The sequence below is a fragment of the Actinomadura harenae genome (genome assembly GCF_003696215.1).
GTDB lineage: Bacteria > Actinomycetota > Actinomycetes > Streptosporangiales > Streptosporangiaceae > Spirillospora > Spirillospora harenae.
On sequence record NZ_RFFG01000015.1, the window covers coordinates 66,532 to 90,441 of the forward strand.

Annotated in this window: 17 protein-coding genes; 6 read left to right on the forward strand and 11 right to left on the reverse strand. The window is 73.6% G+C overall.

The window, feature by feature from the left end:
* The first annotated feature begins 43 nt into the window (after window positions 1-43).
* Complete coding sequence (locus EBO15_RS10995; RefSeq protein ID WP_122194233.1) at window positions 44-781, forward strand: DNA alkylation repair protein; 738 nt, start codon at window positions 44-46, stop codon at window positions 779-781.
* 88 nt (window positions 782-869) lie between these two features.
* Here EBO15_RS10995 and EBO15_RS11000 read toward each other — a convergent pair whose 3' ends face one another.
* Window positions 870-1,667: a zinc metalloprotease gene (locus EBO15_RS11000; protein ID WP_158628182.1), complete on the reverse strand. Its 798-nt coding sequence runs from the start codon at window positions 1,665-1,667 to the stop codon at window positions 870-872.
* A gap of 542 nt (window positions 1,668-2,209) precedes the next feature.
* On the opposite strand from EBO15_RS11000, the gene guaA reads away from it, so the two are divergent.
* Complete coding sequence (gene guaA, locus EBO15_RS11005; RefSeq protein WP_233616110.1) at window positions 2,210-3,775, forward strand: glutamine-hydrolyzing GMP synthase; 1,566 nt, start codon at window positions 2,210-2,212, stop codon at window positions 3,773-3,775.
* Window positions 3,776-3,959: 184 nt separating this feature from the next.
* The gene (locus tag EBO15_RS11010) at window positions 3,960-5,648 is read left to right on the forward strand and encodes a cation:proton antiporter (protein WP_122194235.1); all 1,689 of its coding nucleotides are present in this window, start codon (window positions 3,960-3,962) and stop codon (window positions 5,646-5,648) included.
* A gap of 92 nt (window positions 5,649-5,740) precedes the next feature.
* On the opposite strand, the gene EBO15_RS11015 is transcribed toward EBO15_RS11010, so the two are convergent.
* Window positions 5,741-6,283, reverse strand: a complete 543-nt coding sequence (locus EBO15_RS11015; protein WP_122194236.1) for a carboxymuconolactone decarboxylase family protein — start codon at window positions 6,281-6,283, stop codon at window positions 5,741-5,743.
* A 162-nt stretch (window positions 6,284-6,445) separates the two neighbouring features.
* On the reverse strand, window positions 6,446-7,006 hold the full coding sequence (locus tag EBO15_RS11020) for a peroxiredoxin (RefSeq protein WP_122194237.1): 561 nt from the start codon (window positions 7,004-7,006) through the stop codon (window positions 6,446-6,448).
* A 179-nt stretch (window positions 7,007-7,185) separates the two neighbouring features.
* On the opposite strand from EBO15_RS11020, the gene EBO15_RS11025 reads away from it, so the two are divergent.
* From EBO15_RS11025 to EBO15_RS11035, 3 genes are all read left to right on the forward strand, one after another.
* Window positions 7,186-8,112, forward strand: a complete 927-nt coding sequence (locus EBO15_RS11025; RefSeq protein ID WP_122194238.1) for a hydrogen peroxide-inducible genes activator — start codon at window positions 7,186-7,188, stop codon at window positions 8,110-8,112.
* Between the two features lie 117 nt (window positions 8,113-8,229).
* Entirely contained in the window at window positions 8,230-11,556 is a 3,327-nt protein-coding gene (locus EBO15_RS11030) for a bifunctional glycosyltransferase/CDP-glycerol:glycerophosphate glycerophosphotransferase (protein WP_122194290.1), read from the forward strand.
* 179 nt (window positions 11,557-11,735) lie between these two features.
* On the forward strand, window positions 11,736-15,233 hold the full coding sequence (locus tag EBO15_RS11035; RefSeq protein WP_122194239.1) for a bifunctional glycosyltransferase/CDP-glycerol:glycerophosphate glycerophosphotransferase: 3,498 nt from the start codon (window positions 11,736-11,738) through the stop codon (window positions 15,231-15,233).
* 4 nt (window positions 15,234-15,237) lie between these two features.
* On the opposite strand, the gene EBO15_RS11040 is transcribed toward EBO15_RS11035, so the two are convergent.
* From EBO15_RS11040 to EBO15_RS11075, 8 genes are all read right to left on the reverse strand, one after another.
* On the reverse strand, window positions 15,238-16,797 hold the full coding sequence (locus tag EBO15_RS11040; protein ID WP_122194240.1) for a DUF6056 family protein: 1,560 nt from the start codon (window positions 16,795-16,797) through the stop codon (window positions 15,238-15,240).
* A gap of 104 nt (window positions 16,798-16,901) precedes the next feature.
* On the reverse strand, window positions 16,902-17,630 hold the full coding sequence (locus tag EBO15_RS11045; RefSeq protein WP_122194241.1) for a class I SAM-dependent methyltransferase: 729 nt from the start codon (window positions 17,628-17,630) through the stop codon (window positions 16,902-16,904).
* A gap of 122 nt (window positions 17,631-17,752) precedes the next feature.
* Window positions 17,753-18,583 carry an SRPBCC family protein gene (locus EBO15_RS11050; RefSeq protein ID WP_122194242.1) on the reverse strand — a complete coding sequence of 277 codons (831 nt, stop codon included), beginning with the start codon at window positions 18,581-18,583 and terminating at the stop codon, window positions 17,753-17,755.
* Between the two features lie 133 nt (window positions 18,584-18,716).
* Window positions 18,717-19,577 (reverse strand): FAD binding domain-containing protein, encoded by an 861-nt coding sequence (locus EBO15_RS11055; RefSeq protein WP_122194243.1) that lies wholly within the window; start codon window positions 19,575-19,577, stop codon window positions 18,717-18,719.
* Window positions 19,574-21,913, reverse strand: coding sequence for a xanthine dehydrogenase family protein molybdopterin-binding subunit (locus EBO15_RS11060; protein ID WP_122194244.1), 2,340 nt, complete (start codon window positions 21,911-21,913; stop codon window positions 19,574-19,576). The genes EBO15_RS11055 and EBO15_RS11060 overlap by 4 nt, the downstream gene beginning before the upstream one ends.
* Complete coding sequence (locus tag EBO15_RS11065) at window positions 21,910-22,395, reverse strand: (2Fe-2S)-binding protein (protein WP_122194245.1); 486 nt, start codon at window positions 22,393-22,395, stop codon at window positions 21,910-21,912. Before EBO15_RS11065 ends, EBO15_RS11060 begins: the two co-directional genes overlap by 4 nt.
* Window positions 22,396-22,497: 102 nt before the next feature.
* On the reverse strand, window positions 22,498-23,130 hold the full coding sequence (locus EBO15_RS11070) for a Type 1 glutamine amidotransferase-like domain-containing protein (RefSeq protein ID WP_122194246.1): 633 nt from the start codon (window positions 23,128-23,130) through the stop codon (window positions 22,498-22,500).
* Between the two features lie 2 nt (window positions 23,131-23,132).
* Window positions 23,133-23,843: an alpha/beta hydrolase gene (locus tag EBO15_RS11075; RefSeq protein ID WP_122194247.1), complete on the reverse strand. Its 711-nt coding sequence runs from the start codon at window positions 23,841-23,843 to the stop codon at window positions 23,133-23,135.
* Window positions 23,844-23,910: the final 67 nt, after the last annotated feature.

Sequence of the window (23,910 nt, forward strand, 5' to 3'; positions counted from 1 at the left end):
GGTGGGGCGTCCTGAGGGGATGGACGCGCGTTAGGGTTCGGGCGTGGACGTGCCCGAAGAGGTCACCCGGATCGTTCGCGAGCTCCGCGCGCAAGGGAATCCCGTGCGCGCGGAGGCCGAGCGGCGTTACCTGAAGAGCTCCTTCGCGCACCTCGGGGTGCCGGTGCCCGCGGTGCGGCGTGTGGCGGTCGCGTCCGTGCGCGTCCGGCCGTCCCGGGACGACCTGTTGGCGCTGGCCGACGGCCTGTGGACGGTCACGGAGTCCGGCCGTCCGGTGCACGAGGTGCGCCTCGCCGCCGTCGAGGTGCTGGCCCGGCGGGTGGACGTCCTGGAGGCGCGGGACCTCGCGGCCGTGGAGCGGCTCGTGCGCGACTCCAGTACGTGGGCCCTCGTGGACCTCCTCGCCGAGAAGGTCGTCGGAGTGATGGCGCTGAGTTGTCCACAGGTCGCGGGCGTGCTGGATACGTGGGTCGGCGACGAGTACATGTGGATACGGCGCACGGCGATCCTGGCGCTGCTGGCCGGAATCAGGCGGGAGACCCCCGACCTGGCACGCATCGATCACTACGGGGAGGTGTTGCTCGACGAGAAGGAGTTCTTCATCCGCAAGGCCATCGGCTGGGTGCTGCGCGCACTGTCCAAGAAGGACCCGGCGTGGGTCACGGACTGGACGTCCCGTCACCTCGCGCGCATGTCGGGCGTCACCTTCCGCGAGGCCGTCCGCCGGCTTCCCCCCGACACCGCCAAGGCCCTTACTCAGGCCCGGGCCGCCACCTCCTGACCGCGTCCGTCCACGCTGGGGCGGCCCCCTCCGCACCCCGGGCAGGCCGGGCCTTGGCAGGGCAAGTGGGAGGCTGGTCAGGTGCGGGTCAGGTGCGGTAGGCGGTGAAGACCTGGTGGGCGCGGACGCCCTGGCCGTGGGTGAACTGGTTCATGCAGATGTCCCAGGAGTAGTCCATGAAGTTGTGGATGGGGTCCGTGCCGGGGGCCGGGCAGGTGTCCTTGAAAGCCGGGCAGCCGTTGGTGGCGTCACGTTCGGGCGGGGTGTCGTCGACGTAGTCGCCGGGGGGCGTGCAGCCGCCCTCGAACGGGTGGAAGAGACCGAGCCAGTGGCCGGTCTCGTGGACGGCGCTGAAACCGCGGTTGAAGTGGTCGATCGTGCCGCCCGGCATGCTGCCGACGTGGACCACCACGCCGTCCATCTTCGGCGCGCCCTTGTACAGCCACGGGAAGGTGGACCAGCCGAGCAGGTCGTCGCCGAGGTCGGCGCTGTAGAGGTTGAGCGTGCCCGGGCCGCCGTGGCGGAGCCGGGGCTTGAAGTCGCGCTCGGTCGCCTCCGGATTGGAGTACCAGGACGCGTTGTCGGACCGGCTGATCGACTGGAGCTCGAACGAGAACCCGGTGTCGGCTCCGCCGTACCGTCCGCCGTAGGCCGCGTTCAGCGCGGCGATCTGCTTGCGGACGAGCGCGGCGGAGATGTCGCCGGTGCTCCCGTTGTGCAGCACGTGGAAGTACACCGGGATCCGCACCTGGTCGGACAGCCTCCGCCGTGCGCCGGACCCCGGAACCGGGGACGACCGGGGCAGAACGGTCACGGGTTCGCCCTTCCGCGCCAGCAACTCGTCCAACCGGCGCTGTACGGCCGCCGCCTGGCCGGGCCCTTCCACGTTCCGCTCCTGGACGTGGGACCCCGGGCGGATCCGAGCCTCGTCCCCGTCCGGCACCGTCGTGGTCGGGGTTCCGCCTCCGCTCCGGCGGGGCCCTGGCGAGTGGTCCCCCGGCCGCATCCGCGCCTCGCCGGTGCCCGGGGCCTGCGATGCCCGTGCTGGACGCCGACCCTCCTGTGACAGGAGGGCTGGGCGGCTCCTTGTCCCGGGCGTTCTGGGGGGACAGGAGGGCTGGTGGTGGGGGATGGCTTGGGGATGGAGGGCGGAAGGGGCGGGGAGCAGAGGGGCGGTCGCCAGGAGGATGGTGGCGAGGAGGGGCTTCACGGGGCTCCTTGGCGGACGGCGAAACGGACACGGTGCGTCGTCAACACGTATCAGAGGGTGGCCGGAAGCGCTCGCGTCGGGGGCGTTTCGGTGCCGTCCGTTACCGGACAGGTTCTCAGCGTGGCGGGCGCCACCCCGGGGCGGGGCATCGGCGCAGGCAGAGGGCCCCTAAACTGGAAGGACTCTCCGCCTCGTCCGTACCGCGAAAGGCGCTGTTGGTGGCAGTAGACCAGTCCTTTGACACCGTTCTCGTCGTCGACTTCGGCGCGCAGTACGCGCAGCTGATCGCGCGGCGTGTCCGTGAGTGCCACGTGTTCTCCGAGATCGTCCCGTCGACCATGTCGGCGGAGGAGATGCTCGCGAAGAAGCCGAAGGCGATCATCCTGTCCGGCGGCCCCGCCTCGGTGTACGAGGAGGGGGCCCCGGTCGCGTCGGACGGCCTGTTCGACACCGGCGTCCCGACGCTGGGCATCTGCTACGGCCACCAGGTGATGGCCCAGGCCCTGGGCGGGACGGTCGCGAACTCCGAGGTCGCCGAGTACGGCGGCGCCGAGATCGCGCTGGCCACGCCGGGCCTGCTGCTCGAGGGGCTCCCCGAGCGGCAGAAGGTGTGGATGTCGCACCGCGACTACGTGTCCGCCGCGCCCGAGGGCTTCACGGTCACGGCGTCCACCGACGTCACACCGGTCGCGGGCATGGAGGACCGGGAGCGCGGCCTCTACGGCGTCCAGTTCCACCCCGAGGTGCTGCACACCGAGCACGGGATGGAGGTGCTCCGCCGGTTCCTCTACGAGGGCGCGGGCTGCCGTCCCGGGTGGACCATGGTCAACATCGCCGAGGAGTCGATCGAGGAGGTCCGCCGGCAGGTCGGGACGAAGCGGGCGATCTGCGCGCTGTCCGGCGGCGTCGACTCGGCGGTCGCGGGCGCGCTCGTCCAGCGCGCCATCGGGTCCCAGCTGACCTGCGTGTTCGTCGACCACGGGCTGCTGCGCAAGGGCGAGGCCGAGCAGGTCGAGAAGGACTTCGTCGCCGCCACCGGCGTCAACCTGCACGTCGTGGACGCCCAGGAGCGGTTCCTCACCGCGCTGGACGGCGTCACCGACCCGGAGACCAAGCGGAAGATCATCGGCCGCGAGTTCATCCGGGTGTTCGAGGAGGCCGCGCGGGAGGTCGTCGGCACCTCGGACGGCGAGGTCGAGTTCCTCGTCCAGGGCACCCTGTACCCGGACGTCGTGGAGTCGGGCGGCGGCACCGGCGCGGCCAACATCAAGTCCCACCACAACGTCGGCGGCCTGCCCGAGGACCTGCAGTTCACGCTGGTCGAGCCGCTGCGGACGCTGTTCAAGGACGAGGTCCGCGCGCTCGGCGAGCAGCTCGGCCTGCCCGCCGAGATCGTCTGGCGGCAGCCGTTCCCCGGACCCGGCCTCGGCATCCGGATCATCGGCGCCGTGACCCGCGAGCGGCTGGACATCCTGCGCGAGGCCGACGCGATCGCCCGCGAGGAGCTGACCCGCGCCGGACTGGACCGCGAGATCTGGCAGTTCCCGGTCGTGCTGCTCGCCGACGTCCGCTCGGTCGGCGTCCAGGGCGACGGCCGCACCTACGGCCACCCGGTCGTGCTGCGCCCCGTGACCAGCGAGGACGCCATGACCGCGGACTGGGCCCGGCTGCCCTACGACGTCCTGTCGAAGATCTCCACCCGGATCACCAACGAGGTCCGCGAGATCAACCGCGTCGTCGTCGACATCACCAGCAAGCCCCCGGGCACCATCGAGTGGGAGTGAGTCCCCGCACCTGCTGAGCCCCGCACCTGCTGAGCCCGGCGCTCGCGGAGTTCCGTACTCGCTGAGTCGCAGGGCGTGAGGAGGCCCCGGACGGTCTGTCCGGGGTCTTCGCGCGTTCATGGGTTGGGCAGGGGGCCGGGCGGCGCGTGGACCGGCGGGCCGGGCGGGCCGGAGGCTGCCGGGCATGGCGAGTGCGCTGGTCGCGGTGGTGGGGGTCGTCAGTCTGGTCGCGGTGGCGGCGTCCGCCGAGCGGCTGGGGCTGGCGGCGCCGCTGGCGCTGGTGGTGGTCGGGGGCGTCCTCGGGTTCGTGCCGGGGGTGCCGGAGCCGGTCGTCCCGCCGGAGCTGGTCCTGGCGGGGGTGCTGCCGCCGCTGATGTACGCGGCGGCGGTGAACATGCCCGCGGCCGACTTCCGGCGGAACTCCAAGGTGATCTTCGGGCTGGCCGTCCTGCTGGTGGTGGCGACGATGCTGCTGGTCGGCTGGCTGCTGAACTGGCTGATCCCCGAGATCCCGCTGCCCGTGGCGTTCGCGGTCGGGGCGGTGGTCAGCCCGACGGACGCGGTGGCGGCGACGTCGGTGGGACGGCGGCTGGGGCTGCCGGCCCGGCTGCTGACGATCCTGGAGGGCGAGGGGCTGGTCAACGACGCGACGTCGCTGGTGCTGCTGAGGTCGGCGGTCACGGCGATCGCGGCGTCGGTGTCGGTGGGCGGGGTGGCGGCGGAGTTCGTCTACTCGGTGGTCGTGGCGACCCTGGTGGGATGGGTCGTCGGGCGGGTCGTGGTGCTGGTGCGGGCCCGGCTCGGCGATCCGGTGATGGGGACGGCGCTGTCGTTCGTGGTGCCGTTCGTGGCGTTCCTCCCGGCCGAGGAGCTGGAGGCGTCCGGGATCCTCGCGGTCGTGGTGACCGGCCTGGTCACGGGCTCGCAGGCGCCGCGGGTGCTCAGCGCGGCGGACCGGCTGACCGAGCGGACCAACTGGCGGACGGTCGCGTTCCTGCTGGAGGGCGGGATCTTCCTGTTCATGGGGCTCGGCCTGCACGGGCTCGTGGACGAGGTCGGGCGGCACCACCTGAGCGTCGGGCACGCGCTGCTGCTGGGGCTGGCGGCGTCCGCGGCGGTGATCCTGGTCCGGATCGTGTTCCTGCCGTTCCTGATGGTGACGGTCCGGAGGGACGAGCAGCGCGCGGAGCGGGCCGTCCCGCGGCTGCGCGAGTGGCGTTCGCGGCTGGAGGAGCGGCCCGACAGCCCGCGCAAGGGGCAGGTCGAGCGGCGGCTGCGGCGGGCGTCCGCGGACGTCCGGTTCACGCTGGAGGACACGCTGGGCTGGCGCGCGGGCGCGGTGCTCGCCTGGTCGGGGATGCGGGGCGCGATCACGGTCGCGGCGGCGCAGACGCTGCCGGAGGACACCCCGATGCGTCCGGAGCTGATCCTGATCGCGTTCGTCGTCGCGGCGACCACACTGCTGCTCCAGGGGCTGACCCTGCCCGGGGTGATCAGGGCGGCGAAGGTCCCGCCGGACGACCCGGAGCGGCTGCGCGACGACTACCGGTCCCTGGTCCGCGAGCTGAACGGGCGCGGCGCGGAGGTGCTGGACCGGGTCGAGCGGGACGGGTCGTTCCCGCCGGAGGTGATCGCGAAGGTCCGCGCGGACGAGCGGCTCCCGTCCGCCCCGCCCGCCGAGCCCGCGCCGGACTTCGACCGGGCCCGCGAGCAGTACCGGGAGCTGCGGCTGCGGGTCGTCGAGGCCGAGCGGACGGCGCTCCTCGACGCCCACCGGGCGGGTTCGCACCGCTCGTCCTCGCTGAACCGCGCGCGCCGCCGCCTGGACGCCGAGGAACTCACCCTTCCCCAGCCTCCGTCCTCCTCGCACTGAGCGACCGCCGGGGTGGGGGCTCGGGGCGGACGTGCGCGAGCCCGGCTCGGAGGGGCTCCGTGCCGGGCTCGTGGGGCGCGTCGTGCTCGCGGTCAGACCGTGGCGGGAGCAAGGGCCTCTTCGGCCTCGAGGGTGAGGGCGGCGGCGTGGACGACGGCGGCGATCCGGAGGGCCTCCTGGATCTGCTCGCGCGGCATGCCCGCGTCGCGCAGGACCTTCTCGTGGGAGTCGAGGCACTTGCCGCAGCCGTTGATCGCGGACACCGCGAGGCTCCACAGCTCGAAGTCGGTCTTCTCGACGCCCGGCTTGCCGATGATGTTCATCCGCAGGCCCGTGCGGAGCGTCTCGTAGGTGTCGTCGCTCAGCAGGTGGGTGGAGCGGTAGTAGATGTTGTTCATCGCCATGATGGACGCGGCGGCCTTGGCCGCGGTGAACGCCTCGGCCGACAGGTAGTCGGCGGCGTCGTCGGCGATCTCGCGGACGACACGGGCGTTGCGGCTGGCCAGGGCGGAGACGAGCACGGTGCCCCAGAGCTGCTGCTCGGTGAGCGACGAGGTGGTCGTCAGCGAGCCCAGGTTCAGCTTGGTGTCCTTGGCGTAGTCGGGGAGGGCGGCCTTCAGCGCGTCGACGCTCATGTCGGGGTTCCTTTCGAGATGGCAGCGGCCAGCCGCGGTCGTCCGCGGCCGGCCGCTTCCTCGGGTGCCGCGCTCAGCGCGGCGGTGCCGCGGGTCACACGGGGTGCCGCCGTTCAGGCGGCGATGCCGCGGGTCACGCGGCGGGGTGGATCAGGGGTGCGCTCAGGCGTCGGCGCCGGACATCAGCTTGGCGGCGTCGAGGGTGGCCTCGCCCTTGTTCCAGTTGCAGGGGCACAGCTCGTCGCTCTGCAGGGCGTCGAGGACCCGGAGGACCTCCTTGACGTTCCGGCCGACCGAGCCCGCGGTGACCATGGAGAACTGGATCTCGTTGTTCGGGTCCACGATGAAGGTGGCGCGCTGGGCGACGCCGTCCTCGGTGAGGATGCCGAGCGCGGAGACGAGCTCGCGGTTCAGGTCCGACAGCATCGGGAAGGGGAGCTCGCGCAGGTCCGGGTGGTCCTTGCGCCACGCGAAGTGGACGAACTCGTTGTCGACGGAGGCGCCGAGGACCTGGGCGTCACGGTCGGCGAACTCCTCGTTGAGGCGGCCGAACTCGGCGATCTCGGTCGGACAGATGAAGGTGAAGTCCTTCGGCCAGAAGAACACCACGCGCCACTTGCCCTCGTAGGTCTTGTGGTTGATCGTCTCGAAGGCGTTGTCCGCGTCCAGCGAGACGCAGGCGGTCAGCTCGTACTCGGGGAACTGGTCTCCGACGGTAAGCACGCAAGGCTCCTTTGGTTTGCGACTCCAGAAGGACGGTCCGCGCCCGGGGGCGGGACGCGTCCTGGCAGGTCAGCGCGCGGGGGAGCCACCTCGGTCGCCCCCCGCCGACCGACGTTGACCAGGGTGCACCAGGTACGGTGAAAAGAGAAATCGGATCAGTGGGGACCGAGTGATAGGAGTTGGCTATCAGCCGTCCGAGCGTCGCCCAGCTGCGCGCCTTCCTGGCGCTGGCCGAGCACCTGCACTTCCGGGACGCGGCCGCCGCGCTGCGGATGAGCCAGCCCGCCCTGTCGGGGTCCGTGGCCGCCCTGGAGGAGGCGCTGAACACCCGGTTGGTGGAGCGTACGACACGGCGCGTCCTCCTGACACCCGCCGGGGAGCGGGTCGCCCGCCGCGCCGAGACCGTCATGGCCGAGCTGGACCGGCTGGTCGAGGACGTCGAGGCGGTGCGGGGGCCGCTGGTGGGGCCGCTGCGGCTCGGCGTGATCCCGACCGTCGCGCCCTACCTGCTGCCGGTCGTCCTGCCGCATCTGGCCGCGCGGTTCCCCGAGCTGGAGCTGTCGGTGCACGAGGAGCAGACCGGCGAGATCACCGCCGAGCTGCTCGCCGGACGGCTGGACGTGATCGTGCTGGCGCTGCCCGTCCCGGCGTCCGGGGTGACGGAACTCACCCTCTACGACGAGGACTTCGCGCTGGTCGCGCCCGTCGAGGCGGGGCTGCCGCCGACGGTCGAGCGGGACACGCTGAACGACCTGGACGTGATCCTCCTGAACGAGGGCCACTGCCTGCGCGACCAGGCGCTGGACGTGTGCCGTGAGGTCGGCGCGCGCGCCGGGTCCGCGACGTACGCGACGAGCCTGTCGACGCTCGTCCAGCTGGTGGCGGGCGGGCTGGGCGTGACGCTCGTTCCGGAGACGGCGCTCGCCGTCGAGACGCGCCGGGCGCCCGGGCTGGCCGAGCACCGGTTCCCCGCGCCCGCGCCGTCCCGGCGGATCGGGCTGGCGTTCCGGTCCACGTCGCCGCGCGCGGACGACTTCGCGACCCTCGCCGAGGCGTTCCGGGATGCCGCCGCGAAGGAGTGGCCGGGGTTGCGGACCGGCGGCTGACCAGGGCCGCGGGGGCGCGCCGGGCCTCGCCACGGACGGGTCAAGTCTGGGTCAGGGGGCGGCCTGGCAATGACGATCCGGGCCTGGATGGTCACCAAGTGTGACCATCCTGGAGGCATGTCCCCGAAGCTCAGCGTCGTCGTCCCGTTCCGCAACGCCGAGGAACGCCTCGGCGCCTGCCTGGCGGCGCTGGCTGAGCAGCGGCTGCGCGACCTGGAGATCGTCCTGGTGGACGCCGGGTCGGACGACGCGTCCCCGGTCGCCGCCAAGGAGGCCGTCGAGCGGGACGCCCGGTTCCGCCTCGTCGCGCCCCCCGAGCCGGGGGAACCCGGCGGGCTGGACGCGGCGCGCGACGCGGGCGTCCGGGCGGCGTCCGGCAGGCTGCTGGCCTTCGTGGACGCGGGCGACGCCGTCCCCGTGGAGTTCTTCGCCGTCCTCGCGTCCTCACTCGACCGCACGGGCTCCGACCTCGCCGTGTCCGGACGGGCGAACGCCGAGCGCACGACCCTCGTCCGGCGGCCCGCGCTGCTGGACGACCCGTCCCTCGCGGGGACGGTGTTCCGGCGGAGCTTCTGGGAGCGCTGCGACCTGACCTGCGCGAACGGGGAACGATCGACGGCCGTCCGCGCCCTGGCGCTCGCCGGGGGCATCGACGTCCTCGACGTCCCGTTCACCTCCGGCGGACGCCCGGACGAGCGTTCGCCGGCCGTGCGGCTGGCGCTGGCGGGAGCCGACCGGGACTTCCTGAGCCGCGAGGCCCCGGGCGCCGTCCGCGTCCACGACGAGCGCGTGCTGGTGCGGATCGAGCTGGCCGCGCTGACGTCCGCGCTGGTCCACGCGGACGAGGCGGAGCGCTCGGGCCTGGTCGCGCTGGGCGCGGAGATCGCCGGACGGCTCGGCGCGTCGGTGACCGCCGGGCTGCCCGCGCTGACCCGGCTCAAGCTGCACCTGCTCGCGCGCGGGCTGGGCGGCGAGCTGCTGGAGGTCGTCCGGCAGGAGATCGCGGGCGAGGCCGCGAACGCGCCGGTCGTGCGCCGGGGCCGCCGCGCCCGCTGGTTCGCCTGCTACCCGTACTTCGAGGACGCGTCGCTCGGCGTCCCCGCGCACGTGTACGACGTGACCGACGAGATGCGCCCGGTCGCGCGCGTGGACCGCGCCGCCTGGGCCGGGGACCGGCTGCGCGTCGAGGGCCACGCCTACATCCCGATGCTGGACGCCGAGGGCAGCCGCGTCCGGCTGTGGCTTCTCGCGAGCGGACGGCCCGGCCTGGTGCGCGTCCCGGTCCGGCGGACGCGGCGTCCGGACGTGACCGCCGCGTCCGGGCAGGCGGCGGTCTGCCACGACGACTCGGGGTTCACGGCGGAGATCGACCCGGCGGCGCTGAAGCTGCTCGGCCGCTGGCGTGCCGGGGACTGGCGGCTGTGCGTGGAGATCGCCACGCAGGGGGTGCACCGGAGGCGGACGCTCGCGCCGCCGAGGGCGGGCGAGCGGTGGCCGCTGGACCGCGAGCTGTCGCCCGGGATCCGGCTCCAGACGGTCGCGGAGGACGGCCGCCAGCTGCTGCGCGTCCGGACGGGCGACGCCGTCCTGACCGGGCACGGGCGGAGCGGCGGGCACCTGGAGGTCCGGGGCGTGCTGCTCCGGGACCCCGGCCCGAAGGCGTGCCTGACGGCGACGGCGCGCGGCCTCGCGAAGCTGCGGGCGCGGATCGAGCGGGAGGACGAGGCCGAGCGCGAGGACGGCGGTGTCGGGTTCCGTGCGCTGCTGCCGCTCGCCGCGCTCACGGCCGTCCGGGCCGACTGGTCGTTCGAGGTCACCGGCGGGCTGCGGGTGGTCTTCCCGGAGGGCGTCCCCGAGGGCGGGTACGCCGTGGACGGCACCGAGCTCGCGCTGACCGTGTCCCGCTCCGGCGACCTCTGCGGGATCAGCCGCGTCCCGCGCCTGGTCCTCACCGAGGCGCTCTGGCGCGCCGACGGCACCCTGCACCTGGCCGGGACCTGCGCCGATCCCGGATCCGGCGTGGACGGCCTGACGCTGCGGAGGCGCGACTCGGGGGAGCGGTACACCGTTCCGCTGAGCTGGCAGGGACGGCTGTTCGTCGGGACGCTCACGCCGCGCCGGATGCGGTCGCTCGGGCTCGACCGCCCGCTCGTCCCGGGACGCTGGGACCTGCTGGCGGGCGACCTCCCCCTGCTCGCCGAGCGGCGCGCCGCCGCCGGGCTGCCCGGACCCCGGGTCAGCGGCCGGCACGAGCTGACGATGCTCGCGGGACGCGACGGCGCCGTCCTGCTCAAGGTCCGGACGGCGCTGGGCGAGGACGAGCGCGGCGTGTTCCGGCAGGCGAGGATCCAGCGGCGCCACTACGCCGCGCACCGCGTCCGTCCCGTCCGCGACCTGGTCGTCTTCGACTCGTTCCGGGGACGCCAGTACTCGTGCAACCCGCGCGGCCTGCACGACGAGCTCCGCCGGCGCCGCAGCGACCTCGACTGCGTCTGGGTGACGCGGAACGCCGACTTCGGCACCCCCACGGGCGCGCGGACCGTCCTCGCCGGGAGCCGCGAGCACTACGAGGCGATGGCCCGCGCCCGCTACCTGTTCGGGAACTGGTCGCAGCCGGAGTGGTTCGCGAAGCGCGACGGCCAGACGTACGTGCAGTGCTGGCACGGGACGCCGCTCAGGGCGATCGGCTGGGACGTCCCCGACCGTCCCGAACGGCGCACCGGGAAGCGGCCCTGGATGGAGCGCGACGTCCCCCAGTGGGACCTGCTGATCGCGCAGAACGAGTTCTCCGTGCCGCACTTCCGCCGCGCGTTCGGCTACGACCGCGAGGTGCTGGTCAGCGGCTACCCGCGCAACGACATCTTCGCCAGCGCGCACCGCGAGCGGATGGCGGACGCCGTCCGGCTGCGGCTGGGCATCTCGTCCGCCAAGCGCGTCGTCATGTACGCGCCGACCTGGCGGAACGACGCGCGGACCGGTGACCGGGCGGTCCGGCCGCCGCTCGATCTCGCGCGCCTGTCCGCCGCGCTCGGCCCGCATCACGTCCTGCTGCTGCGGGCCCACCACCTGGCCCCCGCGCGGACGCCCGTCCCGGCGGACGGCGCCGTCCTGGACGTCTCCGCCTACCCGGACATCGCCGAGCTGTACCTCATCGCCGACGTGCTGGTCACGGACCACTCGTCGGCGATGTTCGACTACGCCGTGACCGGACGTCCGATCCTGTTCCTCGCCCAGGACGACGAGGAGGGAGGCGGCCTCTACGTCGACCTGGACGCCGAGGCGCCGGGCCCGGTGCTCGGCACCCAGGACGACCTGGCCGACGCCCTCCGCGCGCTGGACACGCTCGCGCCCGCCTACGCGGACCGCTACGCCGCCTTCCAGGACCGGTACTGCCGCCACGACGACGGACGCGCCGCCGCGCGCGTCCTGGACGCCGTCCTCTGACCCGGCGGCCGGCCCTCGAAACGCCTCGCCTTTAACCGAACTCGACCGAACCCGACCGAACCCGACCGTTCCGCCTCGACCCTGCCCGCCTCGACCCTGCCCGCCTTCGATCCCGTCGACCCGCACCCGACGACACCTGCGCCTGATGTCCTCTGGCCCGCCTCACCCTGGAGCGCCCTGTGACACCGAAGATCAGCATCGTCGTCCCGTTCTACGACGTGGAGGAGTACCTGGAGGAGTGCCTGGCCTCCCTGGCCCGGCAGACCCTCGACGACCTCGAGGTCGTCATGGTGGACGACGGGTCGCCGGACAACTGCGCGGTCATCGCCAAGGCGTACGCCGACCGGGACCCCCGCTTCCGGCTCGTCCAGCAGGAGAACCAGGGGCTCGGACCGGCGCGCAACACCGGCGTCCGGTACGCGACCGGCGAGTACCTGGCGTTCGTGGACAGCGACGACGTCGTGGCCAGGTACGCCTACGAGCTGATGACCGAGTGCCTGGACCGGACCGGTTCCGACATGGCGTGCGGCAACGTCCGCCGGTTCAACGGGGCGCGGACCTGGCAGTGCTGGGCGCACGAGGAGCCGTGCGAGCGGACCGTCGAGCGGACGCACGTGTCCCGCCAGCACAACCTCATGCAGGACCGGATGGTCTGGAACAAGGTGTTCCGGCGCGCGTTCTGGGACCGGAACGAGCTGAGCTTCCCCGGCATCCTCTACGAGGACTCGCCGGTGATGGTCGCCGCGCACGTCCTCGCGACGGCCGTGGACGTGTTCTCGCAGCCCGTCTACTACTGGCGTGAGCGGCAGGGGTCCATCACCAAGCGCAAGGCCGAGCTGTCCAACCTGGAGGACCGCATGACGTCGGTCCGCCTGGTGCACGCGTTCCTGGACGAGCACGACCCCGCCCTCAAGGTCGCCTACGACCGGTACGCCCTGGACGTCGACCTCGGCGTCCTCACCGAGACCCTCGCGCTCGCCACCGAGGAGGAGCGGGAGCGCATCGTCGACCTCGGCGTCGGATGCCTGCGGGACTCCGCGCCCGGGGCGCGCGCGCTGCTGCCGATGCGCAAGCGGCTCCGCTTCCACCTGCTGGAACGCCGGATGGTGCCGGAGCTGCTGGAGGTCCTGCGGTTCGAGAAGAGCGGCGACCGGGACGCCGAGGCCGTCCGGCGCGGACTGTTCCGGCGCCGCTGGTACCTGCGGTACCCGTACTACGGGGACGCCGCGCGCGGCATCCCCGACCAGGTGTACGACGTCACCTCCGACCTGCGCCTCAAGGCGTTCGTCGACGACGTGCGCTGGGAGGACGGGCGGCTCCGGATCGACGGGCACGCCCATTTCACGCGCATCCCGGCGGCGACCCCGCGCGACCTGAGGATGCGCGTCTGGTTGCAGGACCGGCGCGGGCGGAAGCGGATCGAGCTGCCGCACGAACGGGTCGCCCGTCCGGACGTGACGGCCGGGTCCAGGCAGTCGTCCGCGAGCTTCGACCACACGGGCTTCTCCGTCCTGGTGGACCCGCGCCGCCTCAGGTCCGGGAACTGGCGCGGCATGAACTGGGACCTGCGGATCTCCGTGGACGCGCAGGGCATGCGCGGTGAGCAGCGCGTCGGCTCGCCCAAGCGGCCCCGCGCCGGTTGGGCGCCCGCCCGGACCGTCGCCCGGCGCGTCAAGGTCCAGCCCTGCTACGACCCCGAGGGGTTCGTCCTTCAGGTGAAGCCGGAGAAGGCGCTCGTCCTCGGCCACCGGACCGCCGGGGACGGCGTCCTGCGCCTGGACGTCTGGACGAGCGCCGACCCCGGCCCGGCCCCCGCCGTCCGCGTGCACCGCCAGTACGGGCAGGGGAGGGTCGAGGCCGCCGCCCGGGACGTCACGGCCGTGGACGGCGGGTCGCGCCTCACCGTCGACCTGCCGCTGGACGAGCTGCTCTCCGACCCGTCCGCCGAGGACCGCATCGCCCGCGCGACGCGCATCAGCGACGGCGTGAACTGGGAGTTCAGGCTGTGCGGCGCGGGCAGGCCGATCCGGATGATGTTCGCCGACGGGGTGGGCGAGGGGCGCTACCCGGCCGGGGCGCAGGACTTCGCGCTGACGCGCACGCGGTACGGGAACGTCCGGGGCGTCGAGCGGTTCCGGCGTCCGGTGGTGACGGGCGTCCGGTGGACGGGCGGCGACCGGCTCGTCCTGACGGGGGAGATGTCGCCGGGGCCGCTTCCCGCGGAGCTGATCGTCCGGCGGAGGCGGTCGAGCGAGGAGCATCGCGTCCCGCTGACCTGGGACGATCACGCGTTCAGCGTCGAGCTGACGCCCGGACGGATGCCGCTGTTCGGGTCCGGGCTGCCGCTCGGCAGCGGCCTGTGGGACCTGGTCGTCGACTCCGAGGTCGGCGAGACCATGGTCGTGATGGAGCGCGGCGTGATCGCCGGGCTGCCCGAGCCGAGGGTCGTCGGGCTGCACGAGGTCGCGTTCGGCCTGCACCAGGGCGACGCGCTCGGGCTCAGGATCCGGCAGGACCTCGCCGACGACGAGCGCGGCCGGCACGCGCAGCGGCGCATCCAGGAGGACGAGTACCCGCGCATGCGCGAGCGCCCGCTCCGCGACCTGGCCGTGTTCGACTCGTACGAGGGCGTCCAGTACTCGTGCAGCCCGCGCGCGGTGTTCGAGGAGATGCGGCGGCGGCGTCCGGACGTCGAGTGCGTGTGGGTGACGCGCGACGGGCAGTTCGAGGTGCCGGACGGCGCGCGCGGCGTGCTGATGGAGAGCCGCGGGCACTACGAGGTCATGGCGCGGGCGCGGTGGGTCGTCGGGAACTTCGGCCAGCTGCCGTGGTTCGTGAAGCGCGACGGCCAGACCTACCTCCAGACCTGGCACGGGACGCCGCTGAAGCGCCTCGCCTACGACCTGCGCGACATGCCGTACAAGCGGACCGAGACGCTCGACTGGATGGCCCGCGAGGTGCCGCGCTGGGACGTCCTGATCTCCCCGAACCCGTTCACGACGCCGATCATGCGGCGCGCGTTCCGGTACGACGGCGAGATCCTCGAGACCGGGTACCCGCGCAACGACGTGCTGAGCTCACCGGACGCCGGGGACATCGGACGGCGCGTCCGGGAGCGGCTCGGCATCCCGGAGGGCAAGAGGGTCGTCCTGTACGCGCCGACCTGGCGGGACGACCACCACCTCGCGCCCGGGCGCCGCGCGTTCTCGCTCGAACTCGACCTCGCGGCGCTGCGCGACCGGCTCGGCGACGACCACGTGGTCCTCGTCCGCGCCCACTACCTGATCACCGACCGGACCTGGTCGGACTCCGACGGGTTCGTGATCGACGTGTCCCGGTACGGCGAGATCGCCGAGCTGTACCTCGCCGCGGACGTCCTGCTCACCGACTACTCGTCGGCGATGTTCGACTTCGCCGTCACCGGGAGGCCGATGGTGTTCTACGCCTACGACCTGGAGGCGTACCGGGACACCGTCCGCGGCTTCTACCTCGACTTCGACGCGGAGGCCCCGGGGCCGATCGTCCGGACGTCCGGGGAGGTCGCGGACGTCCTCGCCGACCTGGACGCGGCCTGCGCGCCCCGCGCCGACGCCTACACGGCCTTCCGCGCGACGTACTGCCCGAACGACGACGGACGCGCGGCCGCGCGCGCTGTCGACCGCCTTCTCGCGGAGTGACCGCTCACCGCCCGCCCGCGGGCCTGACGGGCGTGGGCCTGGCAGGTGTGGGCCGGGCGGGGGCGGGCCGGGTGGGCGTGGGCCGCGTGGGCGTGGCGCGGGCGGGCGTGGCGCGGGCGGGTGTGAGGCCGTAGTACGCGGTCGCCCACGGGGACGGCCTGCCGTGAACGAACGGGACGGCCAGTTCCTCGATGGGGAGCGGGCCGATCACGGCGGTGCGCGCCCCGGCTCGCCCGGCCCGCTCCACGCGCGCGGTCTGGTCGTCGAACGCGGTGGCGCGGTCGGCCATGGACCTGGCCATGCTCTGGAGCCGGGCCGCGTGGCCGGTGAAGGCGGCCGCGACGAGGGCGAGGCAGACCGCGCAGGCCACCGTGCGCGGGCCGTCCGCCTGGAAGCGCATCCGGCGCACGATGTCGGCGGCGGCGAACCCGTAGAACGCCGCGACCAGCACCGCCGCGTAGCGGAACACGAACCAGGCGCGGTAGAACGTCCAGCCGTCGTGGCCCCAGCCGACGCGCAGCTCCCACATCACCGCGAACGTCAGCGCCAGGACCCCGGCCGCGCCCGCGACCAGCGCGAACAGCAGCCGCCCGGCCGGGAGCGGGCGGTGCGGACGCGCCAGCAGGCACACCAGGACGCCGACCGCCGCGGCGGCGGGCAGCGCCATGTCGGTCGCGAGGTGCGCCAGCGCCTGGTGCGTGGACGCCACGGAGTCGGCCATCACCCTGCCGCCGAACAGCGGCTCGCCGTGCGGGCGGAGGCGGAGGGAGCGGGCGTGGCCGGGCGAGGTGAGCACGATGACCGCGCCGGCCATCGTGCTCGCGCCGAACAGGACGCCCGCCGCCGGCAGCCGGGTCGGCCGCCGGACGAACAGCAGGTGCCCGACGCCGGCGAGGACGAGCAGGATCAGCACGGCCGCCGAGATCGTCCCGCTGGTCGCGCCGAGCAGGACGCCGAGGGGCATCGCGGCGACGCCCGTCCAGAGCCGGGCCCGCCGCGAGCGCGCGAGCAGCGCCACCGCGATCAGGCCGGTGACCAGCGCGGGCGGGAACGTGTACGTGATCGCCCCGGCGGGCCAGTAGAGCGTGTCGTACGAACGCGGCTGCGTGGCGAGCGCGAGCACGGCCGTGCCGAGGCCCGCGAGCGGCGCGGCGAGCGGGTGCGTGTGCCCGCCCCAGGAACGTCCGAGGACGGCGCGGGTGAGCAGTGTCGCGGCGAGGGCGAGGGCGAGCAGCGCGACGACGGGCGTGAGCTTCAGCCCCCATTCCGGGGACAGATAGACGAGCCCCGCGAAAAGGCCGTTTCCGACGCGTCCGGTGAGCGTTGTATAGAGGTATTCGGCCGGTCCGAACACGCCGTCCCGGCGTTCGAGGACGATGAAGCGGAAATCGTCGGCCGCGGGCCGGGTGAACGTCCCGAGAAAGCACAGGACGCCGGTGGCCGCGACGAACGCGACGAGCAGCGCGGACGCCGCCATCACCGCCGGACGCCGCGAGTCCGCCGGAGAGTCTCCGGTGTCGTTCCGGCGTGACGTCCGCGGAGTCCGTTCGACGATGTTGGCCATACGCGGAATTATTTCCGGCCGTCCCGGGCTCGTTCGCGGTAATGCTTCCCTCAAGGAGAAGCCTTGCCGCTTCTTTGTCGCCGTAGCCCCTCACATGGGCGTGCTCAGGATTCCGTGGATTCCGGGATCTCCCGGTCGTCCGGCGGACGGTGCGCACGCGCGATCAGCGTCGTCCCGGACAGGCCGTGCAGCGGCAGCAGGTCCTCGGCCTGGACGATCCAGCCGAGCATCCGGTCGGCGGCCGGACGGCGCGCCCGGGTCTCCCAGCCCGCGACGTGGTGGCGCCGCAGCCGCGCGAGCGGGCGCAGCAGGACGTTCCAGTTCCACAGCCGGTCGATGACCAGGCCCGCCCCCGCGAGCAGCGCCGTGAACGCGTCCCGCGTGTAGCGGCGGACGTGCCCGCAGGACAGGTCGTGGGCCGACCACAGCCGCATGTCGTGCGGGACGCTCACCAGGGCCGTCCCGCCGGGACGCAGTACGCGCGCGATCTCGGCGGCGGCGCGGCGGTCGTCGTCGACGCGGGCGAGCGAGTCGAACGCCACCGCGAGGTCGACGCCGCCGGTCGCCAGGGGCAGATGGCACAGGTCGGCTTGCAGCGCCGCGACGCCGAGGGCCTGGGCGGCTGCCGGGTCGGGGTCCAGCGCGGTGGTGCGCCAGCCGTGCCGGTTCAGGCGGAGGGTGTCGCCGCCGTCGCCGCAGCCGAGGTGCGCGGCGTGCCCGGGCGGGCCGAGGCGGCGCAGCTCGCGCGAGAGGATCGCCCGCCGCTCCCGGTACCACCAGGCGTCACGGGGACGCGGCGGTCCGCCGGGCCGTCCATCGGTGTGGGTGTGCACGGGTCAAGCGGACCGGAACCCGCCCGCGCACCGCCAACGTCGCGACCGTAACGCGGACGATCATTGACCTTCCCTTGGGGATCCGATCGGACGCGCGAGCACCCGGCCGGTGCCGGCGATCGTCAGTGGCGGCGACGGCGGAGCAGGTAGACGAGCGCGAGCAGCAGCGCGACGGCCCCCGCGACCGGGAGCGCCCGCTTGGCGATGGACGGACCGGCGACCTCGAGCAGGTCGATCGCGTCGTCCTCGCGGCGCGGATGGATCCGGGTGACCGGCGCGGGCTCCTTCGCCCCCGCCCCCGCCTCGGCGGCGGCGAGCGGCGCGTCCCGCTCGGCCGGGCTCACCGGACGCGGATGCGGCACGACCGGGACGCGCGGCGTCTCGGCGGGCGCCTCGGCCGGAGTCTCGGCGGGCGTCTCGGCGGGTGTCTCGCCGCCGGACGGGACCTCGGCGGCCGGAGCCACGGCCGGACGGCTCGCCTCGGCCTCGACCGCCACCAGCGAGGCCTCGGCGGTCTCCAGCTCCTCGGCGAGGGCCTTGGCGAAGCGGCCGATGAGCTTCCCGCCCACCTCGGACAGGATGTTCCGGCCGAACTGCGCCGGACGGCCCGTCACGTTCAGCTTGGTGTGGACGGTGACGCGGGTCGTGTCGCCGTCGTCGTGCAGCCGGGCCTGGACGGTCGCGTTCGCGGTGCCGGAACCGCGCGCCTCCTTGCCGCGCGCGTCGATCGTGAGGGTCCGGGAGCCCTCGTCCGCGACGACGATCCGGGCGACGCCGCGGTAGGTGATCGTCATGGCGCCGACCCGCACCCGGAGCCGTCCCTGGTACTCCTCGTCCGCCGCCGAGTCGAGGGTCGCGCCCGGCATGCACGACGCGACGCGCTCCACGTCGAGCAGCACCGACCAGGCCCGTTCCACCGGGACGGGGACGGCGAATTCGTGGTCGAGCTCCATGGTTTCGGGTCCTTCTCTTCGTCCGGGGGTTGACGCGACCCTACGTGCCCCCGCACGTCCCCGCCAGACGGGGACGTGCGGCCGGGCGGGCGGGGAGGCCCGGCCGCACGTCCCGCCCACGTCGGCGCCGGGGTCAGCGCGCGGTCGCGGCGCCGAGCGCGCGGCGGGTGAGCACACGGGCCAGATGGCTCCGGTACTCGGCGGATCCGTGCAGGTCGGCCGGGGGTGCGGTGTCCTCGGCGGCGAGCTCGGACGCCTCCCGCAGCGCGCCGTCCGACAGCGCGTTGCCGCCGAGCCGCTCCTCGACCGCGGACGCGCGCACCGGAACCGACCCCATGTTGGTCAACCCGATCCGGACGTCCTCCACCGCGCCCTGGACGCGCCGGACCGCGCACGCGACGCCGACGATCGCCCACGCCTGCGCCGTCCGGTGGAACTTCTCGTAGTGGAAGCCCCAGCCGGGCCCCGCCTTCGGGAGGCGGACGCCGGTCAGCAGCTCGTCCGGTTCGAGCGCGGTGGTCATCCAGTCGACGAAGAAGTCGCGCGCCGGGATCTCGCGGTCGCCGCCGGACGCCGAGCGCGCCAGCATCACCGCGTCCAGCGCGAGCGCGACGGCGGGCAGGTCGCCCGCGGGGTCGGCGTGCGCGAGCGAGCCGCCGAACGTGCCGCGATGCCGGACGGCCGGGTCCGCGACGGTCGCCGTCGCGGCGGCCACCAGCGGCGCGAACCGCCGGACGAGCGGATCGTTCATCACCTGGTGGTGCGTCGCCGTCGCGCCGACGACGAGCGCGTCGCCGTCGTCGCGGATCTCGCGCAGCGCCGCGACCCGGTCGAGGTCCACCAGGGTGTCCGGGTAGGCGAGCCGGAGCCGCAGCAGCGGCATGAGCGACTGCCCGCCGGCGAGGACCTTGGCGTCCTCGCCCGCGTCGGGCAGCATCCGGAGGGCCTCGCCGAGCGACTCCGGACGCAGGTACTCGAAGGTCGGGGGGATCACCGGGCGCCTCCCTCGCGCAGCGCCGTCCAGACGCGTTCGGGTGTGCAGGGCATCGGGACGTCGCGGACGCCGAACGGGCGCAGCGCGTCGACGATCGCGTTCACCACGGCCGGGGTCGAGGCGATCGTGCCCGCCTCGCCGACGCCCTTCACGCCGAGCGGGTTCCCGGCCGCGGGGGTCTCGGTGCGGTCGGTCGTGAAGGTCGGCAGGTCCGCCGCCGAGGGCAGCAGGTAGTCGGCCATCGTGGTCGTGGTGAGGTTGCCGTCCGCGTCGTACACGGCCTCCTCGTAGAGGGCCTGCGCGATGCCCTGGGCGAGCCCGCCGTGCACCTGCCCCTCCACGATCATCGGGTTCACGACGGTGCCGACGTCGTCCACGGCCACGTACTCGCGGATTTTGGTGAAGCCGGTCTCGGTGTCGACCTCGACCGCGCACAGGTGGGTGCCGTGCGGGAACGAGAAGTTCTCCGGGTCGTGCGTCACGTCCGAGTCGAGCGACGGTTCGACGCCGTCGGGCAGGTTGTGCGCGGCGAACGCGGCCTGCGTGACCTCCTGGATCGTCAGGCCCGCCTCCTCGACGCCCTTGACGCTGAACCGGCCGCCGCCGAACTCCAGGTCGTCCTCGGACGCCTCCAGCAGGTGCGCCGCGATCGTCCGGGCCTTCTCCACGACCTTGTCGCAGGCCCGGAACAGCGCGACGCCGCCGACCGCGAGCGACCGCGACCCGTAGGTGTCCATGCCCTTCGGGGCGACGGCGGTGTCGCCGTGCAGCACCTTCACGTCCTCGAACGGGACGCCGAGCCGGTCCGACGCGATCTGCGCCCAGGCCGTCTCGTGGCCCTGCCCGTGCGCGGACGACCCGGTGACGACCTCGACCTTCCCGGACGGCAGGACCCGCACCGACGCGTGCTCCCAGCCGCCCGCGCCGTAGGCGAGCGACCCGAGCACCCGGGACGGCGCGAGCCCGCACATCTCCGTGTACGTCGAGACGCCGATGCCGAGCTGCACCGGATCGCGCCGCTCGCGCCGCTCGTCCTGCTCGGCGCGCAGCTCGTCGTACCCGAACAGCGCGAGGGCCTTGTCGGTCGCGGCCTCGTAGTTGCCCGTGTCGTAGGTCAGCCCCGCGATCGAGTCGTACGGGAACTCCTCGTGGGTGATCCAGTTGCGGCGGCGGACCTCGATCGGGTCGACGCCGAGCTCGGCGGCCAGGTCGTCCATGAGCCGCTCGATCGCGAACGTCGCCTCGGGACGTCCCGCGCCCCGGTAGGCGTCCGTGGGCGTCTTGTTCGTGAACACGCCCGTGCAGCTGAACGAGTACGCGTCCATCTTGTAGATGCCGGGGAACATGAACGCGCCGAGCAGCGGGACACCGGGCGTGACCAGCATCAGGTACGCGCCCATGTCCGCGAGGAGCTCGACCTTCAGGCCGCGGACGCGCCCGTCCCGGTCGGCGGCGAGCGCCACCCTCTGGATCTGGTCGCGCCCGTGGTGGACGGCCATGTTGCCCTCGCTGCGCGACTCCGTCCACTTCACCGGACGGCCGAGCCGCCGCGCGAGCAGCAGCGCGAGGACCTCCTCGCCGTACACCTGGAGCTTCGAGCCGAACCCGCCGCCGACGTCCGGCGCGACGACGCGGATCCGGTGCTCGGGGATCTCCGTCACGACCGACAGCATCAGCCGCAGGATGTGCGGGATCTGCGTCGCCGAGTGGAGCGTGAAGTCCTCGCCGTCGGGCTCGCAGAGCACGGCGCGCGGCTCCATCGCCGTCGGGATGAGCCGCTGCTGGACGAACCGGCGCTCCAGCAGGACGGGCGCGTCCCGCATCGCCGCGTCCATGTCGCCCTGCTCGAACACCCACGTGTACGACTCGTTCGTGCCCATGTCGCCGTGGACGAGGTCGGCGCCGTCCTGGACGGCGCGTTCCATGTCCACGACCACGGGCAGCGGCGTGTAGTCGACGTCGATGTCCTCCAGGGCGTCCACGGCCGAGTACCGGTCGCGGGCCACCACGCACGCGACGGGCTCGCCCGCGTAGCGCACCTCGTCGACGGCCATCGGCGGATGCGCGGGAAGCCTCATGTCCTCGGTGACCTGCCACGCGCACGGCAGCGCGCCCTGCTCCGCGGCGAGATCGGCCCCGGACAGGACGGCCACGACGTTCGGCCTCCCCTTGGCGGCCTCGACGTCGACGCGGTCGATCCGGGCGTGCGCGTGCGGGCTGCGCAGGTACGCCACGTGCAGCGTCCCGGCGGGGGTGAGGTTGTCGGTCCAGCGCGTCCGGCCGGTGACCAGGCGCGCGTCCTCGGAGCGGAGCCTGGCCCGCCCGATCTCGGTCACGGGGCCACCTCGCGTGTACGCATCTCGGCCGCCGCCCCGCGGACGGCCCGCACGATGTTCTGGTAGCCCGTGCAACGGCACAGGTTGCCCTCCAGGCCCTCCCGGACCTCCGCCTCGGACGGGTCGGGGTTGTCCCGCAGCAGGTCGAGCGACGCGATGATCATGCCCGGTGTGCAGTACCCGCACTGGAGCGCGTGCTCGCGGTGGAAGGCCCGCTGCAGCGGATGGTCGCCCGCGCCGTCCAGGCTCAGCCCTTCGACCGTCGTGACCGACCGCCCGTCCGCCTGGACGGCCAGGACCGAGCAGCTCTTGGCGCTGAGCCCGTCCAGCAGGACGGTGCAGGCGCCGCAGTTGGTGGTGTCGCAGCCGACCGGGGTCCCGACCTTCCCCAGCCGTTCACGCAGATAGTGGACCAGCAGGAGCCGCGGTTCGACGTCGTCCTCGTACGTCTCCCCGTCGACCTCGACACGGATTCGTGGCATGCGGAGTCACTCCCCTCAGGGCCGTGCGACTCCACGAACGTATGTCGCTCCGATCCCGCCGACCACCCCTTCACGTGATCTGACTCACAGGTATGGCGTGACTCAAGGGACGATCGAGGAGGTTTCTCCGTCGACGACGAGCACTTGGCCGTCCCTCAGCGCCCGGTAGGGAACCCCGCTCGCGCGGTAGACGCCCGCGACCTGGGTGAGCGCCTCGCACTCGGGGTGGCCGGGGGAGTCGACGTGCGGGACGAAGGCGAAGCCGAGCACGCCGAGGCCGTCCCAGATCGTCTCGGGCGCGGCGTCCGGGGCGTCGCAGGCGTCCAGGCCGCGCAGGCCGGGCGCGAGGACGCAGGCCCCGGCGCTGTACCCGGCGTAGACGATCGCGTCGTCCTGGATCAGCTTGGTCAGCAGGACGTCGGCGCCGCTCCGCGCCATCGCGTACCGCAGCGCGAACACGTTCCCGCCCCGCACCCACACGGCCGGGAACCGTTGGAGTTCGCCGGCAAGGTCGCCGGGGCGTCCGGCGTAGTCGCGCAGGTCGATCTCGGTGCCCGCGAACCCGAGTGCGTCCAGCGCGGCGATCTCGCGCCGGACGCACTCGGCACGCGTCTCCTCAGGCGCCGCGTCGAGCGCGTCGGCGATGACGGCGATCTCGCGGCCCGCGCCGCCGCACAGGCCGAGCAGCAGGTCCGGGCGATCGCCCGTCCGGAAGGACGACAGGTAGAGGCGCATGGTCAGCCCAGGGTCTTCCTGAGGAACGCGTCGATGGCCGGACGCGCCCTGTCCTGCAGCATCACGAGCGAGTACCCGTGGTCGTCCCCGTCGAAGTACAGGCTCTTCGCCCCGCCGGGATGCCGTCCGATCAGCGCCTGGACGGTGCTCACCGGCGCGTCGTTGTCGGACTTCGACTCCAGCAGCAGCATCGGCCCCTTGTACCCCTCCGGGCCGGGACGCTGCGACCACACCTCGACGGGGCTGACCGCGATCACGCCCGCGGGCGCCGGGCTGATCGCGCCCGCCTGGTCGACGACGAGCCCGCCCCCGGCGGACGCCCCCATCAGCACGACCTTGGTCGCCCCGTGTGCCATCAGCACCTGGACCGCCGCCGGAAGCGACTTCGACCGGTCGTCCTCGTAGGAGACGACCGCCACCCGGTACCCGGCCTTGGCGAGACGGTGCATCTCGTCCGTCCAGCTGCAGGCGTTCCCGTCGATCTGCGGCGCGAGGACGACGCCCTTGGTCCCGCCGCCGAGCATGAGGACCTCGCTGTCGCCCGCCCAGGTGAACGTGCCGGTCGGATCGTCCCCCAGGCAGGTCGGACGGGCCGTCGAATGCACCTTCGGCGGGGTCGTCGCGGCGACGGGATCCCCGCCCCCGGAGCCGCCGCACCCCGCCGCGAACAGGGCCGCCGCCACCACGACCCCCGCCGACCGGAAACCCCGCACGTCAGGCCCCTCTCCGCGATATTGCCCGGAATCATGACGGAAAGGAGACAGCCGGACAAGCCTCCGT

What these genes read in the sequence shown, in the direction of transcription:
- EBO15_RS11015 (WP_122194236.1), bottom strand. Translation starts at nt 6,283, where the DNA reads ATGAGCGTCGACGCGCTGAAGGCCGCCCTCCCCGACTACGCCAAGGAC.
- EBO15_RS11070 (WP_122194246.1), bottom strand. Translation starts at nt 23,130, where the DNA reads ATGCGCCTCTACCTGTCGTCCTTCCGGACGGGCGATCGCCCGGACCTG.
- EBO15_RS11010 (WP_122194235.1), top strand. Translation starts at nt 3,960, where the DNA reads ATGGCGAGTGCGCTGGTCGCGGTGGTGGGGGTCGTCAGTCTGGTCGCG.
- EBO15_RS11050 (WP_122194242.1), bottom strand. Translation starts at nt 18,583, where the DNA reads ATGGAGCTCGACCACGAATTCGCCGTCCCCGTCCCGGTGGAACGGGCC.
- EBO15_RS11065 (WP_122194245.1), bottom strand. Translation starts at nt 22,395, where the DNA reads ATGCCACGAATCCGTGTCGAGGTCGACGGGGAGACGTACGAGGACGAC.
- EBO15_RS11040 (WP_122194240.1), bottom strand. Translation starts at nt 16,797, where the DNA reads ATGGCCAACATCGTCGAACGGACTCCGCGGACGTCACGCCGGAACGAC.
- EBO15_RS11030 (WP_122194290.1), top strand. Translation starts at nt 8,230, where the DNA reads ATGTCCCCGAAGCTCAGCGTCGTCGTCCCGTTCCGCAACGCCGAGGAA.